Origin of the sequence: Treponema sp. Marseille-Q4523, assembly GCF_016901105.1 — a bacterium.
Taxonomy (GTDB): domain Bacteria; phylum Spirochaetota; class Spirochaetia; order Treponematales; family Treponemataceae; genus Treponema_D.
In genome coordinates this window covers 63924-80557 of sequence record NZ_JAFEVM010000009.1, presented here as the reverse complement: position 1 = coordinate 80557, position 16634 = coordinate 63924, and the positions used below count along the sequence as shown (strand labels likewise).

The window sequence follows — 16634 nt, the reverse complement described above, 5'->3', positions numbered from 1 at the left end:
TAATTATAGTGTTAAGTTTTCACTCTTTTACCCAATCTTCAATTTTCAAATCGGGTACTCTCGAAAATTCATCCGTATTGTGAGTAATAAGACGCTCTCTCATGCACTGCGGCGGCGGCAATAAGCAAATCGTTTGCACCTATCGGTGTACCTGCGAGCTCTAAATCTTTTCGTATTTTTGCATACTCGTAAGACATTTTATCCGTAAAATCCATAATTCCAAGCGGCTTTAAAAATTGTTCCACTTTTTTCCGCAGTCTTTTCCATAAAAAATACATTAAAAAGCCTCTCGCGTTTCAAGCTTCGGCTGCTTCCGGAATCAACCGGATTCTTTCTGAACCTTAGCTGCACATTACCGCAAAAAGTCTCCGTGTCCCAAGCAGGATAAATTACGGGTGTTAGATTTTATTTATATTAAATTATTATAATCTCTTTTTGCGTAAAAAATACGAACATTATAGACCATGTTTTTCCCTTATACGAGTAACCGCATCTTCAGCGGAGGAATATCTGCCGTTTTTCATGTCCTGCTTTGCTTCTTCAAGTTTACCATAAACATCGGAAAGAAAAAGATTTTTTTCATAGGTTTCCATGCTCATAATTACCATGTCTCCATAACCGTTTTTCGTAACAAAAATAGGCTCTTTATCCTCATGGCATATTTGTGAAATTACAGTAGTATTTTTTAAATCTCTTATTGGAACTATTCTCGGCATTTGTATCTCCTCGTGGGATTATTTTACCACACCTTTAAATATTTTGTCTATTGGAAATTGATAAGGTTAACCAGAGCCGCCTATTCAGCGGTCGAAGTTAAACCTTTTATGATTCTTTTGTCCAGTCTTCGACTTTCAGTTCGGGTATTCGGGAAAATTCTCTTATATTATTTGTAACTACAGTAAGATTTCTTGCTAACGCTTGGGCGGCAATCTGTGTATCAAAAGGTCCGATCGGAATACCTTTGTTTTCAAGATAGGCTCTAATCATTCCGTATGTTTCCGTATCTTCTGTAGTAAAATCTATTATGTTAATAAAATCGGCACAAAAATCCAAAAGCGCCCGGCGATTCTTTTCTCTACATTGACTTTTTGAAACACCGTACTCCAACTCCGCAATTGTAATAGCGGAAAGAAACAATTCTTCTTTTTTACAGTTAAATATTTTTTTTCTTAAATACGGATTTTTATTTTTTATGAGGAAAATACAGATATTTGTATCCAGCAAATACATTAAACTTTAAAATTCCCGTTTTGGCATTGCCGGTTGATTTCTTCCTTCCGACATAAAATCATCGGAAAACTCGGAAAGACTTCTTTTAAGATTTTCCCACTTACTTTCTTTTGGGGTCAGAATTATTGATGAGCCGATTTTCTTGATGAATAATTCGGAAAAATCGATATGAAATTCTTTAGGGATTCTTACCGCCTGACTGTTTCCGCTTGTGAACACTTTTGTACAAACCATATCGGCACCTCCGTATGGGAACCTCCAAAAACTGCGGTTTTTAGAGGTAACTTTGTATATATTACAATATATACGGAGGTAGGCTTATCGTCAAGTTCTGCCTTGAGGCAATTTCCGCTGCTATCCCTAACCCGTTACCTGAAAAACATTTGCCACACGGAAAGGACGACCGAAATAAGCCCGAGAATGATTGAATAAAATCCGGTTTTAAAAGAAATTCGGGCCATTATATTTGAAGTATGCCAATAGAATGAAAACCACGAAACAGGGATTATTTCCAGTTCAATCTTATCATTTTTATCATCGCTGTCGCTGTTGTTGTTAAGGATATTCTTTCCGTCGCTGTCCATATAGATAATGTCTTTTGAAAGAATGTTATGCGGAACGCCTCGTAAAATTCGGTAAATAGAATTATTATTGTGCGATATTTTTATAAACCGATTTTCTCTGTTTGTTCCGTCCAGCTTTTTTCCAAAAATTTCCTTGTAAGCAGTAGGAGACATATAGGCCGAGTCGGTACCGAAAAGTGTATTATCAGGTTCATTGTCATTTCGGCAAAACCTTAGTTTGATTGAATATTCTTTTTTCATATTTTATGTCCTTCTATTAAGTTATTTCCCCATTATTCTACACGGGGCTGTCCGAAAAATTAACAAACTTTTGAGGCAGCCCCCTGACACAAATTGCATCGATTAAAACTGCACACGAACGTGCAGTTTTAATCATGGTCTGCAAACCGGCCGCAAACCAAGACCGCTGTAGGGGCCGCCGTCGTAGCCGGCGTGGTAGTTGGGGCGGCTGTGGCCTCGATACGCACAAGCGGTGTAATCCGCGTCGTGGTACCAACTACCGCCGCGTAAGACGCGGTAAGAACCGGAGACTCTCCTGTTAAGACCCTACCGTTTAACACTCCGACCGCTTTTTGTTTGACTTATAAAACAGCCGGAATGGTTATTATTGGGCATCTCTAAAAACGTGGTTAGATGCCCTATTATCGTGCTTGTTGAGCTGCTTCGTAAAAATCCTGCATGGATTTTATCGGGTTCCGCGACAGTTCTCTGTTTAAGTTAAACGGTGTTGCTACCGGCGTTTCTTTTACGATAGGATTTTTTAAGGCGATCGGTTCGCTTAAAAGAGAGACGATAACGGCTTCAAGTATAAACAAAACAGGCGAATAGCAGTAAAGGTGCAGAGTTCGGAAAGGGGTGTAAAAGATGAGCTGTTACGGCTGTGATTTTCGCCCTTTGCGATTGAGGAAGCAATGCTGTATATTTTTAGCGTAAATTTACAGCAGTGTTAATTCGGATGTTTTTGTTGTTTTTTGCAGTTCGTCGATGGGGACGTAGGCTTGCTTCATTACGAAGGCGAAATTCCGCCCGCTGTATGCTTTTTTATCGTTTTTAATCGGGGCTTTGATCGAAACGACTCGGTTTGTATCTCCTTGTTTTGCCAATACCATATACTTGTAGGGTGTGCTGTTATATGGGTCGGTCTTAGGGTAAATCTTTTTAAATTCCTGCAGCCGCTTTATTACTTCTTCCCGTTTACCCATGCAGGTCTTGACATCGGCTTGATCAAGCGCTGCGTCGTCGTTTAGAATCAGGCTCTCTACGGAACCGATAATTTCGGGGATGCGGGTTTGAATTTGCCCGTCCGCATAAAAACCCATATACTTTGTAGGCCTAAAATATCTGCTTTCTTGGCAGCGGTAGATGCCGTATTTATTGTAAAACGGCCAGGCTTCCCGTGCGGGAACAATGACTGCATATTTTTTCTGTTCATTGTTTAAATTTGCGTTCAGTAAGCCCTCCTCTTCAAAGAATGCCAGCAGCTCCGAAAGCAAAAAAATCTCGTGCGGTATAATCGTTACTTCTTCTTTTACCGTACGCAGTATAGCGTATAAGTCGTCAAAATTACTCCATATGATGTTCGAACCGGACTTTTTTTTGCCCATCATATCCGTAATGCACTGAGGGCAGTCGTTGTCGGGCGTTAAAACGATGAGTTTGGCCTTTTTTGAATTGGCGCGGTGCCGTTGCAGCTGAGCACTATCGACGGCATTTTTTTCGATTTTCGTTTCGATGATATAGTCGAACGATGCACAAATTCGTGCATCCGGTACGGAGTTGCCGTTTTTATATTGATTCTCGAAAGTAATCATTTTAAAGTTATTTTCTTCTTCTATGCCCTGAAAAACGGCCGACAGCGTCGGATTGCTCAGCCGTTCCAAAACCGCCAGTATCGTAGAGGTTACTCTGTTTTCGGCGTTATGATATGTTGAAAAAATAGATTTGTTCATAGTATAAAATCCTTTTGGCTTTGCAAGCCCTGTTTACTGTCCAATCAGGTTTAACCCCCTGCCGTTCCCCTTATTTTGAAAAACGGCAGTAAAGTATAAACCTCTGTAATTACCGATTTTTTCTAATTTTTCTTCCAGTAGTTATTGCAATAACCGCCGTGAGCGGTTGTTTCGCGTAAATACACGGCAGCAGTTGCGGGAGCAGCCAAATTGCTTGAACTTATAGATATCGGTGTGCTGCCGCCAGGAAGAATATCATACACAATCCAGCCGGTAGTATCTGCAAAAACCGCGCTCGTTAAACCCGTACAGCCTTTAAAAGCTGCATAGCCTATTGAGGTAAGGCTTGCAGGCAGTTTTACTTCGGTTAAACCCGTACAGTCTTCAAAAGCCCCTTCGGAATAATAACTTCCGGCTATTGAGGTAAGGCTTGTACAGCCGGATAGGTCTACACGTGTTAAGCCCGTATAGCCTTTAAAAGCAGACAAGCCTATCGTAGTAACCCCCGCACCGAGCCTAAGATTTTTTAAGTGTGCCTTTACCGAAGCCGCTTGTGTAAGATTGCCGATAATTGTGTCTTTGATATCGCAGTTTATGTAAAGCGTTTCGATGGGGCAGTTGTTAAAAGCAGACGTGCCTATTGAGGTAAGGCTTGCAGGCAGTTTTACCTCGGTTAATCCCGTACAGCCGTCAAAACCATAGTTGCCTATTTTGGTAAGGCTTGTACAGCCGGATAGGTCTACACGTGTTAAGCCCGTACAGCCGGAAAAAGCAGACTGGCCTATTGAGGGAAGACTTGTACAGCCGGATAGGTTTACACGTGTTAAGCCCGTACAGCCGGAAAAAGCAGACGCGTCTATTGTGGTAAGGCTTGCAGGAAGTTTTACCTCGGTTACGCCCGTACAGCCGTAAAAAGCAGAGCTACCTATTGAGGTAAGGCTTGTACAGCCGGATAGGTCTACACGTGTTAAGCCCGTACAGCCGGAAAAAGCAGACGAGTCTATCGTAGTAACCCCCGCACCGAGCGTAAGATTTTTTAAGTGCTGCTTTACCGAAGCCGCTTTTGTAAGATTGTCGATAATTCTGCCTTCGATATCGCAGTTTATATAAAGCGTTTCAATGGGGCAGTCTTTAAAAGCATCCATCAATATTGAGGTAAGGCTTGCAGGCAGTTTTACCTCGGTTAAGTGCGTACAGTCTTTAAAAGCAGAGGTGTCTATTGAGGTAAGGCTTGTACAGCCGGATAGGTCTACACGTGTTAAGCCCGTACAGCCGGAAAAAGCAGACTGGCCTATTGAGGGAAGACTTGTACAGCCGGATAGGTTTACACGTGTTAAGCCCGTACAGCCTTTAAAAGCATAGTAGCCTATTTGGGTAAGGCTTGCAGGCAGTTTTACTTCGGTTAAACCCGTACAGCCGGAAAAAGCAGAGTAGTCTATTGCGGTAAGGCTTGTACAGCCGGATAGGTCTACACCTGTTAATCCCGTACAGCCGGAAAAAGCAGAGTTGTCTATTGAGGTAAGGCTTGTACAGCCGGATAGGTTTACATGTGTTAAGCCCGTACAGCCGGAAAAAGCAGACTTGCCTATGTAGGTAAGGCTTGCAGGCAGTTTTACCTCGGTTAAGTGCGTACAGTCTTCAAAAGCAGGCTGGCTTATTGAGGTAAGGCTTGTACAGCCGGATAGGTCTACATGTGTTAAGCCCGTACAGCCGTAAAAAGCATACTTGCCTATTGAGGTAAGGCTTGTACAGCCGGATAGGTCTACATGTGTTAAGCCCGTACAGTCTCTAAAAGCATACTCGCCTATTGAGGTAAGGCTTGTACAGCCGGATAGGTCTACATGTGTTAAGCCCGTACAGCCCCAAAAAGCTTTCTCGCCTATCGTAGTAACCCCCGCACCGAGCGTAAGATTTTTTAAGTGCTGCCTTACCGAAGCCGCTCGTGTAAGATTTCTGATTGAGTCTTTGATATCGCAGTTTATGTAAAGCGTTTCGATGGGGCAGGCGTAAAAAGCAGTCGTGCTTATTTCGGTAAGGCTTGCAGGCAGTTTTACTTCGGTTAAGTGCGTACAGCCGGAAAAAGCAGAGTCGCCTATTGAGGTAAGGCTTGTACAGCCGGATAGGTCTACATGTGTTAAGCCCGTACAGCCCCAAAAAGCTTGCTCGCCTATTGAGGTAAGGCTTGTACAGCCGGATAGGTCTACACGTGGTAAGCCCGTACAGCCTTCAAAAGCATACGCGCCTATCGTAGTAACTCCCGCACCGAGCGTAAGATTTTTTAAGTGCTGCCTTACCGAAGCCTCTTGTGTAAGATTTCTGATTGAGTCTTTGATATCGCAGTTTATGTAAAGCGTTTCGATGGGGCAGTCGCTAAAAGCATAGGAGCCTATTGTAGTAAGGCTTGCAGGCAGTTTTACTTCGGTTAAGCCCGTACAGCCGTAAAAAGCTCCTTTGGAATAACTTCCGTCTATTGTAGTAAGGCTTGTACAGCCGGATAGGTCTACACGTGGTAAGCCCGTACAGCCTTCAAAAGCAGACTTGCCTATTGAGGTAAGGCTTGTACAGCCGGATAGGTTTACACGTGTTATGCCCGTACAGCCTCTAAAAGCAGACTCGCCTATCGTAGTAACCCCCGCACCGAGCGTAAGATTTTTTAAGTGTGCCTTTACCGAAGCCGCTTGTGTAAGATTGCCGATAATTGTGTCTTTGATATCGCAGTTTATGTAAAGCGTTTCGACGGGGCAGCCGCCAAAAGCAGAGGCGTCTATTGTAGTAAGGCTTGCAGGCAGTTTTACCTCGGTTAAGTGCGTACAGCCGTAAAAAGCAGACTCGCCTATTGAGGTAAGGCTTGTACAGCCGGATAGGTCTACACGTGTTAAGCCCCGACAGCTTTTAAAAGCAGAGTTGCTTATTGAAGTAAGGCTTGCAGGAAGTTTTACCTCGGTTAAGCCCGTACAGTCTTCAAAAGCTCTCTCACCTATTGAGGTAAGGCTTGTAGGCAGTTTTACTTCGGTTAAGCTCATACAGCCTTTAAAAGCAGACGAGTCTATCGTAGTAACCCCTGCACCGAGCGTAAGATTTTTTAAGTGTGCCTTTACCGAAGCCGCTTGTGTAAGATTGCCGATAATTGTGTCTTTGATATCGCAGTTTATGTAAAGCGTTTCGATGGGGCAGCCGCCAAAAGCAGAGGCGTCTATTGTAGTAAGGCTTGCAGGCAGTTTTACCTCGGTTAAATGCGTACAGCCGTCAAAAGCAGACTCGCCTATTTCGGTAAGGCTTGTACAGCCGGATAGGTCTACACGTGTTAAACCCGTACAGCCTTCAAAACCAGATTTGCCCATTGTGGTAAGGTTTGCAGGCAGTTTTACTTCGGTTAAACCCGTACAGCCTTTAAAAGCAGAGTCGCCTATCGTGGTAAGGCTTGTATAGCCGGATAGGTCTACACGTGTTAAGCCCCGACAGCTTTTAAAAGCAGAGTTGCTTATTGAAGTAAGGCTTGCAGGAAGTTTTACCTCGGTTATGCCCGTACAGCCTTCAAAAGCATACGCGCCCGTTGAGGTAAGGCTTGTACAGCCGGATAGGTCTACACGTGTTAAGCCCGTACAGCCGGAAAAAGCAGACGAGTCTATCGTAGTAACCCCTGCACCGAGCGTAAGATTTTTTAAGTGTGTCTTTACCGAAGCCTCTTGTGTAAGATTGCCGATAATTGTGTCTTTGATATCGCCGTTTATGTAAAGCGTTTCGATGGGGCACTCTTTAAAAGCTCTCTCACCTATTTCGGTAAGGCTTGCAGGCAGTTTTACCTCGGTTAAGCCCGTACAGTAGTAAAAAGCATACTCGCCTATCGTAGTAACCCTCGCACCGAGCGTAAGATTTTTTAAGTGCTGCCTTACCGAAGCCTCTTGTGTAAGATTGTCGATAATTGTGCCGTTGATATCGCAGTTTATGTAAAGCGTTTCGATGGGGCAGTCTTTAAAAGCTTTCACATCTATTGAGGTAAGGCTTGCAGGAAGTTTTACTTCGGTTAAGCCCGTACAATTTTCAAAAGCAGAGGTGTCTATTGAGGTAAGACTTGCAAGCAGTTTTACTTCGGTTAAGAGCGTACAGCCTTTAAAAGCAGAGTTGCCTATTGAGGTAATTACTTCATCCTCTATTTGGGCGGGGATTTCAAGAATAGCAGGAAGCTCTGCCTGTGTACACGTATAACCCGTTATTATGCCGTTTCCGTCGGTCCTAAAAATACCAGTATTTTTTTTCTTACTAAGAGCAAAGACCGTTTTATTTTCATTAAAGGCATAACCGTCTTTTAAGTTCTGCCCGCTTTCATTATCCAGCTTAAAGCCTTTTGCCTCATACTCTTCCTTATAGCTGATTTTTTTCGCTACAGCATCCTTAATCGCACTCCATGTTGTACCCTTTGCAGCTTCAAAGGTTTTAGGCTCGTTTACGGTTACATTAGCATCTCCTGTTACGGTGATTGTAATCTTTTCAGGGGCGGGGGAACCTTGCGGTTTTGAAAGAGCACATACGGTTTTGTTCGTATCAAAGACATAACTGTCTTCCAAGTCCTGCCCGGTTTCATTATCCAGCTTAAAGCCTTTTGCCTCATAGCCTTTCTCATAGCTGATTTTTTCCGCTACAGCAGCCTTAATCGCGCTCCATTTTGTATCCTTTGCAGCTTCAAGGGTTTTAGGCTCGTTTACGGTTACATTATCATCTCCCGTTACGGTGATTGTAATCTTTTCAGGGTCGGATGTACCTTGCCGTTTTGAAAGGGCACATACGGTTTTGTCCGTATTAAAGACATAATCGTCTTCCAAGTATACTCCGTTTTTACTGCCCAGCGTAAAGTCTGCCGCCTCAAAGCCTTTGTCATATTCTACCGTGATTTTATCCTTAACGGTTTTCCATTTCGTGTTTTTCTCTACAGTTACATTTTCAGGCTTAATGCTTTTTACGCCGGTATCTCCTGTTACGGTGATTGTTACCGTTTGAGGTTTAAGACTGTCCGGTTGAGGCTCAAAGTTACTTGTTTGAGGACAGCCTGTCAATAATATCAGCAGCCCTGCTGCCAATACCAATGCAGTAAGGTTTACTGCCCGTTTTACGTTACTTTGTTTCATATTAAACAACTCCCATAAAAACTTTTGCAGGAAATATTAATTTCCGAAAAAGTTTTTAGCCGTGCGCGTGCGCGCACACGTTTAATAGTCGAGTTTGCAAAATAAAGCGTATCGTATTCATGCGATCTTTATCAAAACACTACGTATACACGTTTTCTGCAAACATCCGCGCAAACTCGAGATAAGAACGCTGCGATTTCGAGCAATGCACAGAAATCGCGAGTGTCTCCCATAAAAGAAAAACGCTTTGGCGTTTTTCGGCTTTAGACTCCAGCGACGGCGATATTTCAGACGGCGCTTTTTATCGTACTTATTAGAGGGAGGGACAAACCTCCGTTCAAATACGCCCTGTTCCGCGTCTTTCGGGTCGAACTTGAGGCGGCTGCCGATTATTTCCCTTTTATTCGGAATAATTCTACACGTATTTTTGCTTACATGATAGGGAGTTTACTCCCGAAAAAATCGGGACAAATAGGAAAGTCAAAACTTCGGGATATATGACTGAATCGGATCGTATTTTATCGGTTCATGAGCCGCAATTACGTACCGGAATTTCCAGTCGCACTTCCGTTCCGGCTTCCGCAGTGCTTTGCACAACAAGAGAACCGCCCAAAAGTTTTGCACGCATTTCCATTCCGCTCATGCCGAAGTGGTTTTGCGAATATAGTCCGCTTTCAATTTGTGCGGCGCCGGCAAAGCCCTGCCCGTCGTCAAAAATCATTATGCAAATAGAATCTTCGCCGGTCTGCAAGTTTTGCTCCGGGACCGGCTCGGAACGGCGGTCGTTTCCGTTGCGGCTTACTTTTCTTATGACAATGCTTGTCTCGCTTGCTTTTGCGTGCGTTTTTGCGTTGTTCAAGGCTTCCTGAATTATCCGCAGAATGTGATGTTTTTGCTCTTTTGAAAAATCGTCAAGCACAACGTCGGGAGAAACGAAAAACGAGCAGTCTATGCCGCTTTGCTCTTTGAACTGCTCGCACAAATCGTTTATGACGGTTTTAAAAGGAATGTTGCCGACAGCCGGAACTGCAAGGTTTCGAATGATCGTTCTGAGCTGCTTTTGATTTTGTTTTTCAAGATCGATGATTTTTTCGATTTTGAATTGTATTTCATCGCTTTTGGAATCGGAATCATACAAAATTGCCGAAAGTTCTTTTTCTTTCAGAAGAAGGGTTTTTATGTTTTGGCTTACCGTATCGTGAAGTTCCCGGCTTATACGGTTTCGCTCCGCTTCCTGCGTCTGAATGATTTCCGAAACAAACTCCCGATTTCCCTGTAAATTTTTGCGGTTTTTTATATTGTGGATCAGACTAAAAAGAACCGCGACAAAAGATGCAAAACAAAGCACGATCAAAAAGAGAAAAAACGACGTGTAAAGGTTTAAAGCGGAAAGTAAATCCTGTAATTGCTGCTCGTCCATAGTTTAATCACTCTATATATTCCGTAGCCTAAAAAAGTGGAAATCAGCCTGTCCAGCACGATGATCGGGATACGCGGCAAAAGATATGAAAGGAATGTCCCGAATTTTAAATTTTGAAAAGCGATGTAAAAATCGTCGATTGCGGAAAACCGCGATAAGTTTCCGAAAAGCGGACGAATAAACGTGTTCAGCGCGCTTGCGGAAAAACAGGTTAAAAAAGCGGATACGAATGCGATAATCAAAAGATATAAAACCGTAACGGTATGACTGAAAAGGAATTCTTTTCTGTTGCGGCTGAAAATCCAAGTCGAAATGACGATCAGGATTCCGCAGATCGCATACAAAGAATCAAAGTAAAAGATTTCCGTTCCGTTAATTACGCAAAGCAAAATCGTCATAATCGGATTATAGAGAGCTGCGACGATCAAAGCCGGCACAAGCCCCGCATAAAAAACGAGAGCGACCGTAAAAATCGTGTCCATAAAAACGGGAAGCCGCAAATAAGTGACGAGTAAGAAAGCTGCAATGTTCAAAGCGAGTGCCGCCGCGCAAAGCAGTGCCGTTTTATAAAATGTTTTACAAAAAGTTTTCATAACTTCCCCATCTTTTCCAAGAATTCAAGTTTGTTTTTTACCCCTGCTTTGTCATACAAAATTGTAAGATAATTTACAACGGTTTTTTCGGTGATGCCGAGCGCGGCGGCAACTTCGGCGTTTGTGTTATGGATCGTCAGAGCATCCGAAAGCAGTTTTTCTTTTTTGGTAAACGTCCGACTTATGCAGTTCACTTCCAAAAGGCCTGTTACAAGTTCCGCTTGAATGTATGTTTTTCCGTCGGACACCGCACGAATCGCTGCGAGCAAAATTTCTTCATCCGCATTTTTTGAAACAAAACCTTTTGCTCCGACTGCGCAGCTTACGGCGTGTTCTACAAATCCTCCCGAATCATGACTTGAATACGCGATGCATGGAACGCCGAGCGCGGTAAAACGGCGGATTATTTCAAAACCGCAATTTTCTTCGTGGGCTGCCGGCGAATATTCGGCTTTGAACGAAATATCTACGACGGCGATATGGTTGTTCGGAGAATCGGACGAGCGACAGTCGGACGCACGAAACGCTTCGATAATTTTTTCGCATTCCGTCCACGTTCCCGCTTCATGCGTAACTTTGTATTTTGAGTGAGTTTCTATCCAGCTTTTTATTCCGTTTCTCAACAGCGCGTGGTCATCACAAAGAATTATATTCTTAACCATAACTTGTATTTTATATGAAAAAAGCGATGATTTACAGGGAGTTTAGTCCCGATATTTTTTGATTGCGATTAATGTGTCAAGAAATTTAAAGATATAGTTCACGAAAAAGTCGGAAGCTGAAAAACGCCTGCAGCGTTTTTCTTTCATAGGAGACGCTCGCGATTTGCTGCGCGGGGAACTTCGCGCTTCGCGCTCGTTGCAAGTCCCGCACTGCTCGGATTTGCTTTTTTAAGTCTGGAGCTGAAAAACGCCTGCAGCGTTTTTCTTTCATAGGAGACGCTCGCGATTTCTCCGCACTGCTCGGATTTGCTTTTTTAAGTCTGGAGCTGAAAAACGGCCGAGCCGTTTTTCTTTCATAGGAGACGCTCGCAAATCCTGCGCACTGCTCGGATTTGCTCTGATTAAGTCGAGAGGCGAAAAACGGCAAGCCGTTTTTCTTTTATCGGAGACGCTCGCAAATCCTGCGCACTGCTCGGATTTGCGAGCTCTTGCCCGGAGGGGGACTTGAATCCCTCCGGGTACGTACATCCTGTACGCCCCCTTCGGGACGCCTGCGCTCGCTTCCGGCGGCATCCCTGCCGCCTCTTCCTCGCCCTGCTCGGCGCTCGCTCCGTGGTTCAAGTCCCGAATCGTATTTTTGATTGCGATTAATATGTTAAGACGTGATTTTTTTCTGAAATATTCGAATATGCCCGGAGGGGGACTTGAACCCCCATGAGCGTACGCTCACTAGCACCTGAAGCTAGCGTGTCTGCCAATTCCACCATCCGGGCGATGTTCGGTTATCATAGCAAAATATCGGCTCTGCGTCAATTCACCGTGTTGCCATTGACGCATTGCGTTACTTGTTTTTTTTGTGTGTTCCCTTATGTGACGGTTTGCATAGGGGACATCGATATATACGCGTCGGATCTTGTTAAAGAGGCATCCTTCGTTTATCGTCTGAACTGCTTTCGCGTATGGTAATACGCTTTTTTATCTTGATACAGCATGCCGTCGGCTCTGGCGATGAGCGAAGCCGGAGATTCGTCGGCTGTGGTACACATCGCATAGCCGATACTGAGCGTCAGTTCGTAGGGAAGCTCTCTCTTTTGCAATTTTTCGGCAAGCATATTCCGTATTGTTTTTATGAACGATTCCGGCTCCGGTATGTGTTGGGCTTCGGCGATTATGATAAATTCGTCTCCGCCCCAGCGCGCTATAAAACTGTGATACATTCGCCCGATATCCTGAAACGTTTCCGCGACGGTCTTGATCGCGTTATCGCCTTCCAAATGTCCGTACGTATCGTTGATGTGTTTAAAACTGTTTATATCGGTGATAAAAAAAAACAGCGGTCGAAGAGCGGAAACCGACGGAAGCTTATTCAAAAGCCACTCGTCGGCAAGCCGCCTGTTGTTCAATCCTGTCAGCGCGTCGCTGTAAATCTGCGATTCTTGGAGATTTGCAAAAACGATAAAGATCGCAAACAGCATCGCCGTTTCTACGATCGGCAAGTTCGGGATTATCGCATCGATGACGCCGGCGGCGAAGGGACAAAACAAAAACGCGATGAGCGTAAAGTATTCTTTTTTCTTTGCAGCGATTTTTGTACGCTTGGAAGCGATGACGGCATGGGCGGATGCGAATGCAAGATAGGAAATATCGAGTACCAGCTGAATGCCGTAGAGCGGGCCGTGGACATAATTGCCTGCGGTACTGTAGTAAAAAAGCCATCCCGTAAACGGAGACAAAAGAGAGAGAAAAATGATGATGCACATCGGCACGGGGTACAGGAAGCGGAATACTTTCGACTGCCATAGAGAAGAGTGCAGTTTCAATTCCGTGTATTGGAACCAAAAGAATGCGCACAAGCCCAGTGCGATTATATTCATGCTGCTCAGCAGATAGCCCCATGAAGCGGGAAGGTAGCCGTAATTGCACCATACCCATACCGCGTTCGTTATTAAAAAAACGGCGTATGCGGAAATGACGCCTTTGAATGCGCGCATTTCCGATTCGCTTCCGACATCGCGTGTGAGCTTTGTTCCGATGACAACGGCAATAGCGAAACAGACGACGGCTACGGAAAAATAGGCGACGACATACGTGAATACCACAAGGACCCTCCCTCCTGTCTATACCTCGGACGATAGGCAAACAACCCTTTTATTATAATATAAAACAAAAAAATGTACTATCGGGGACCTCTAAAAACTGCAGTTTTTAGAGGTAAGTTTGAAAATGCGATGTTGTAACTCGCGATACTACAGCGACTTACAACTCGTCAGTATCTCGAAAAAATCGCTAAAGGTCAGTTTTTCGAGATGCTCTATCTTTTTTGTACGATTTCCGATACAGTATATCAAATAAAACGACGGTCGGCATTCTGCGATTTTCGAGGCATACATGAGCGATTTTATCAAAACGGCGTATCCGTATATATCGGGAATTCAAAAAGCGGCGATTTTGCTCGGCGAATTGGGGAGCGATGCGAGCGAAGCCGTTTTCCGGTATCTGCATCTTTCAGACAGCGAACGGAGTTCGCTTACTTCCACGATCCGAAGGCTCGGAAAGTATGATCCCCGCGATGAACGGCAGGTGTTGCGCGAACTCGCCGTTTTGCAGGAAGCGATCGACTACGGCACGGCAAGGGGCATCTTCACCGCTCCGCGAAAGCAAACGGGGCAGGGGACTTCCGTTCGAAATCCGACCGATATCGCACGCATGGCAAAAACGAATCCCGATGCCGTCGCCCGCATATTGAAAAGCTGGCTTGAAAAATAAAATTCAATAAACCCTCGCGGGCACGCTCCGGTTTTTCCGCCGCCGATGCGGCAACAGTGCTGTTTTTTCGGCAGCGGTCTCTCATCGTCCAAGACGGATGAGATCATCCGATAAAAATCGGAAGGCTATGCGCTTACATATCCGTCGTCTGCGTTTTGAATTTACCGACTTCGGCGACGAGACCGTCGATGGATTCTTTGTTTTTTACCGCGATTTCCATCGATTCCTGTGTCGCCGAATTGATAAGATCGACTTGCGATTCGATCGAATCCATCGTTTTGCGTAAAACGCGGGTGAGTTCGTCAAGCTGCGTCGCCTGCGTTAAGATATTTTCACTGCTCGCAAGCATTTCTGCGGAATTGTATTTTACCCCGCTCGTCGTCGTACCGATATTTTTTATCATATCGCGTATGCTCGTGCTGTTTTCTTCCTGTTTGTCCATCACTTTGACGACGTTTTGGATGGCATTATACACTTCGTTCGAATAGCTTGAAATATAATTGAATTTTTCGACCGCGCCCGATGCGGACGATGCGAGCTGTTCGATTTCATCTATGATGTTTTTGAGCGTCGTCGTGATTTTCTGACCTTGTGCGCTCGAGCTTTCCGCGAGCTTTCTGATTTCCGAAGCGACGACGGCGAATCCCTTGCCCGCTTTACCTGCGTGCGCCGCTTCGATAGCTGCGTTCATTGCCAAGAGGTTTGTCTGGTTTGCTATATTCTGAATGACGGCACTCGCTTCGATCAAACTGCCCGACGCTTCGGATATCCGCTGCGATATATTGTTCGCCCGTGTGAGCGTTTCGCGGCCGGAGTCCGTCGCCGAGGCGAGGTTTTGCATAGTATCCTGTGCATCCTTTATGTTTTCTTCGACGGAACTTACGAACTTCGTCATACCGTCGAGCGATGACGTCGAGTTTTGAACAACGCTCAGCTGCCGGTCGATGTCTTCGTGCAGCGCGCGGATCGCTTTAATGACCTCTTCGATCGCGGAGGCTGTTTCCGAAACGCTTTTTTCCTGTTCCGTAAAATGGCCTCTCAATTCTTCGATACTGTCCGTGATCGCCTTTACGAATTCGCTTACGGACACCATATTGCTTTCGAGATCGGATCCGACGGTTTTCATTTCGAATGAACCGGTGCTGACGTTTTTGATCGAGTTCCGGAGTTTTGAGATGGTTTCGTTAAAGTAAGTCGAGAGGATGCCCGTTTCATCCCTGCCGAGGACCGGCAGTTCGATGGTAAGATCGCCTTCACCTTGCGAAATATTGTGCAGCGCGTCGATCATCAAATTGAGCGGCTTGACGATATGGCGCGCGATAAAGAATCCGATGATGATCGCGATGACGAGCTGCAAAACGGCGATGAAAATAAACGTTTTAATAAGCGTCGTTATATTTTCCGCGACGAATTCCGAAACGGGCGCCATGAGCAGCAGCGTCCAGCCGGAGTAGCGCATGGAAGACGTTGCCGCGATATATCTCGTATTATTTATTCTTGAAATACTCACGTTAGATTTTCCCGAGCTCAACGCGCTCCGCAAAAAACCTTGAAATTCTTTGCTTTCGCGTTCGAACACTTCGGTAAAGATATTTTTATACAATATTTCCGGCTGACGGTTTCCGAGAATGATGCCGTCGGGGCTGATCAGATATGCGGCTCCCGTTTTTCCGACCGTCATATCGCTTACGAGATTCGACAGCGAACCGCCCAAAAGTGTTGCACTGAGAACACCGGTGATCTTGCCCTGTAAATCGCGCAGCGGGATCGCAATCGTGGATACGTACATCCGTTCCGTGGAAGAAAAAACCGGCTCCGTGATGGCGTACTTACCCGTCATCGCTCGTCGAAACCAATCTTCCGTCGAAACGTTTTCGGTTTTATTGTCGGTGCGGTAGAGTATGCCGTTTTTTCCGCCGATACCGAAATTGAGCCAACCGCGCTGTCGCTGCAGTTGAATTTCATTTTTTAATAATTCGATTTTTGCACGGTACGACAGCGTATCTTCCTGGATATCGGGGATATTGGAAAAGGCTTCCAGCTTTTCGAACATCGCCTTCGAGCGTTCGTCGAGCGCTTTTGAAGAGCTGAACACCAATTCGTTGAGGAAGTACCGCGTATTGCTTACGAGTGAAAAAGAGGCGAGCGCTATCGATACGATACATGAAATGAGTACGATCGAGAGCGAAAAAAACGCAAACGCCGTTATCATTTTGTTTTTTATTGAAAATATTTTATGTTTCTTTCCGTCCGAAAAAACGTATTTCATATCCCTTCCTTAAAAAAAGCCGCAGCAGTGATTACGTA

The 16634-nt window shown here is 44.8% G+C and carries 14 protein-coding genes and 1 tRNA gene; 2 read left to right on the top strand and 13 right to left on the bottom strand.

Going from position 1 to position 16634, the window contains the following annotated elements; genetic code table 11:
• Positions 1–68 precede the first annotated feature (68 nt).
• The 5 genes from JSQ97_RS04550 to JSQ97_RS04530 all read right to left on the bottom strand — a co-directional run bounded on the left by JSQ97_RS04550 (position 69) and on the right by JSQ97_RS04530 (position 2054).
• Positions 69–278, bottom strand: coding sequence for a PIN domain-containing protein (locus tag JSQ97_RS04550; RefSeq protein WP_239446932.1), 210 nt, complete (start codon positions 276–278; stop codon positions 69–71).
• A gap of 177 nt (positions 279–455) precedes the next feature.
• Entirely contained in the window at positions 456–716 is a 261-nt protein-coding gene (locus tag JSQ97_RS04545; protein ID WP_205074964.1) for a type II toxin-antitoxin system Phd/YefM family antitoxin, read from the bottom strand.
• A 106-nt stretch (positions 717–822) separates the two neighbouring features.
• Positions 823–1230, bottom strand: a complete 408-nt coding sequence (gene vapC / locus JSQ97_RS04540; protein WP_205074963.1) for a type II toxin-antitoxin system tRNA(fMet)-specific endonuclease VapC — start codon at positions 1228–1230, stop codon at positions 823–825.
• 6 nt (positions 1231–1236) lie between these two features.
• Positions 1237–1464: a type II toxin-antitoxin system antitoxin VapB gene (gene vapB / locus JSQ97_RS04535; RefSeq protein WP_187384622.1), complete on the bottom strand. Its 228-nt coding sequence runs from the start codon at positions 1462–1464 to the stop codon at positions 1237–1239.
• Positions 1465–1598: 134 nt separating this feature from the next.
• Positions 1599–2054 (bottom strand): hypothetical protein, encoded by a 456-nt coding sequence (locus JSQ97_RS04530; RefSeq protein ID WP_205074962.1) that lies wholly within the window; start codon positions 2052–2054, stop codon positions 1599–1601.
• A gap of 438 nt (positions 2055–2492) precedes the next feature.
• Between JSQ97_RS04530 and JSQ97_RS04525 the strand changes: the two genes are divergently transcribed.
• Positions 2493–2642, top strand: coding sequence for a hypothetical protein (locus JSQ97_RS04525; protein ID WP_205074961.1), 150 nt, complete (start codon positions 2493–2495; stop codon positions 2640–2642).
• A gap of 107 nt (positions 2643–2749) precedes the next feature.
• Here the strand turns inward: JSQ97_RS04525 and JSQ97_RS04520 are convergent, their stop codons facing one another.
• The 7 genes from JSQ97_RS04520 to JSQ97_RS13120 all read right to left on the bottom strand — a co-directional run bounded on the left by JSQ97_RS04520 (position 2750) and on the right by JSQ97_RS13120 (position 13660).
• Positions 2750–3421 carry a hypothetical protein gene (locus tag JSQ97_RS04520; RefSeq protein WP_205074960.1) on the bottom strand — a complete coding sequence of 224 codons (672 nt, stop codon included), beginning with the start codon at positions 3419–3421 and terminating at the stop codon, positions 2750–2752.
• 464 nt (positions 3422–3885) lie between these two features.
• Complete coding sequence (locus JSQ97_RS04515; protein WP_205074959.1) at positions 3886–8886, bottom strand: leucine-rich repeat domain-containing protein; 5001 nt, start codon at positions 8884–8886, stop codon at positions 3886–3888.
• Between the two features lie 526 nt (positions 8887–9412).
• Entirely contained in the window at positions 9413–10306 is an 894-nt protein-coding gene (locus tag JSQ97_RS04510; RefSeq protein ID WP_205074958.1) for a sensor histidine kinase, read from the bottom strand.
• Entirely contained in the window at positions 10267–10899 is a 633-nt protein-coding gene (locus tag JSQ97_RS04505) for a hypothetical protein (RefSeq protein ID WP_205074957.1), read from the bottom strand. Before JSQ97_RS04505 ends, JSQ97_RS04510 begins: the two co-directional genes overlap by 40 nt.
• On the bottom strand, positions 10896–11561 hold the full coding sequence (locus JSQ97_RS04500) for a response regulator transcription factor (protein WP_205074956.1): 666 nt from the start codon (positions 11559–11561) through the stop codon (positions 10896–10898). The genes JSQ97_RS04505 and JSQ97_RS04500 overlap by 4 nt, the downstream gene beginning before the upstream one ends.
• Before the next feature lie 689 nt (positions 11562–12250).
• Positions 12251–12334 (bottom strand) — tRNA-Leu (locus JSQ97_RS04495).
• A 162-nt stretch (positions 12335–12496) separates the two neighbouring features.
• The gene (locus tag JSQ97_RS13120; protein ID WP_205074955.1) at positions 12497–13660 is read right to left on the bottom strand and encodes a GGDEF domain-containing protein; all 1164 of its coding nucleotides are present in this window, start codon (positions 13658–13660) and stop codon (positions 12497–12499) included.
• Between the two features lie 289 nt (positions 13661–13949).
• Here JSQ97_RS13120 and JSQ97_RS04485 point away from each other — a divergent pair, with 289 nt between their 5' ends.
• Complete coding sequence (locus JSQ97_RS04485; protein WP_205074954.1) at positions 13950–14327, top strand: magnesium and cobalt transport protein CorA; 378 nt, start codon at positions 13950–13952, stop codon at positions 14325–14327.
• A 133-nt stretch (positions 14328–14460) separates the two neighbouring features.
• Here JSQ97_RS04485 and JSQ97_RS04480 read toward each other — a convergent pair whose 3' ends face one another.
• Entirely contained in the window at positions 14461–16596 is a 2136-nt protein-coding gene (locus JSQ97_RS04480; protein ID WP_205074953.1) for a methyl-accepting chemotaxis protein, read from the bottom strand.
• Between the last annotated feature and the right edge of the window lie 38 nt (positions 16597–16634).

Excerpts from the sequence above, each read along its gene's own strand:
- vapB (WP_187384622.1), bottom strand. The coding sequence starts at position 1,464 with ATGGTTTGTACAAAAGTGTTCACAAGCGGAAACAGTCAGGCGGTAAGA.
- JSQ97_RS04480 (WP_205074953.1), bottom strand. The coding sequence starts at position 16,596 with ATGAAATACGTTTTTTCGGACGGAAAGAAACATAAAATATTTTCAATA.
- JSQ97_RS04510 (WP_205074958.1), bottom strand. The coding sequence starts at position 10,306 with ATGGACGAGCAGCAATTACAGGATTTACTTTCCGCTTTAAACCTTTAC.
- JSQ97_RS04545 (WP_205074964.1), bottom strand. The coding sequence starts at position 716 with ATGCCGAGAATAGTTCCAATAAGAGATTTAAAAAATACTACTGTAATT.
- JSQ97_RS04550 (WP_239446932.1), bottom strand. The coding sequence starts at position 278 with ATGTATTTTTTATGGAAAAGACTGCGGAAAAAAGTGGAACAATTTTTA.
- JSQ97_RS04505 (WP_205074957.1), bottom strand. The coding sequence starts at position 10,899 with ATGAAAACTTTTTGTAAAACATTTTATAAAACGGCACTGCTTTGCGCG.
- JSQ97_RS04500 (WP_205074956.1), bottom strand. The coding sequence starts at position 11,561 with ATGGTTAAGAATATAATTCTTTGTGATGACCACGCGCTGTTGAGAAAC.
- JSQ97_RS04520 (WP_205074960.1), bottom strand. The coding sequence starts at position 3,421 with ATGATGGGCAAAAAAAAGTCCGGTTCGAACATCATATGGAGTAATTTT.
- JSQ97_RS04530 (WP_205074962.1), bottom strand. The coding sequence starts at position 2,054 with ATGAAAAAAGAATATTCAATCAAACTAAGGTTTTGCCGAAATGACAAT.
- vapC (WP_205074963.1), bottom strand. The coding sequence starts at position 1,230 with ATGTATTTGCTGGATACAAATATCTGTATTTTCCTCATAAAAAATAAA.
- JSQ97_RS04515 (WP_205074959.1), bottom strand. The coding sequence starts at position 8,886 with ATGAAACAAAGTAACGTAAAACGGGCAGTAAACCTTACTGCATTGGTA.
- JSQ97_RS04485 (WP_205074954.1), top strand. The coding sequence starts at position 13,950 with ATGAGCGATTTTATCAAAACGGCGTATCCGTATATATCGGGAATTCAA.
- JSQ97_RS04525 (WP_205074961.1), top strand. The coding sequence starts at position 2,493 with ATGGATTTTATCGGGTTCCGCGACAGTTCTCTGTTTAAGTTAAACGGT.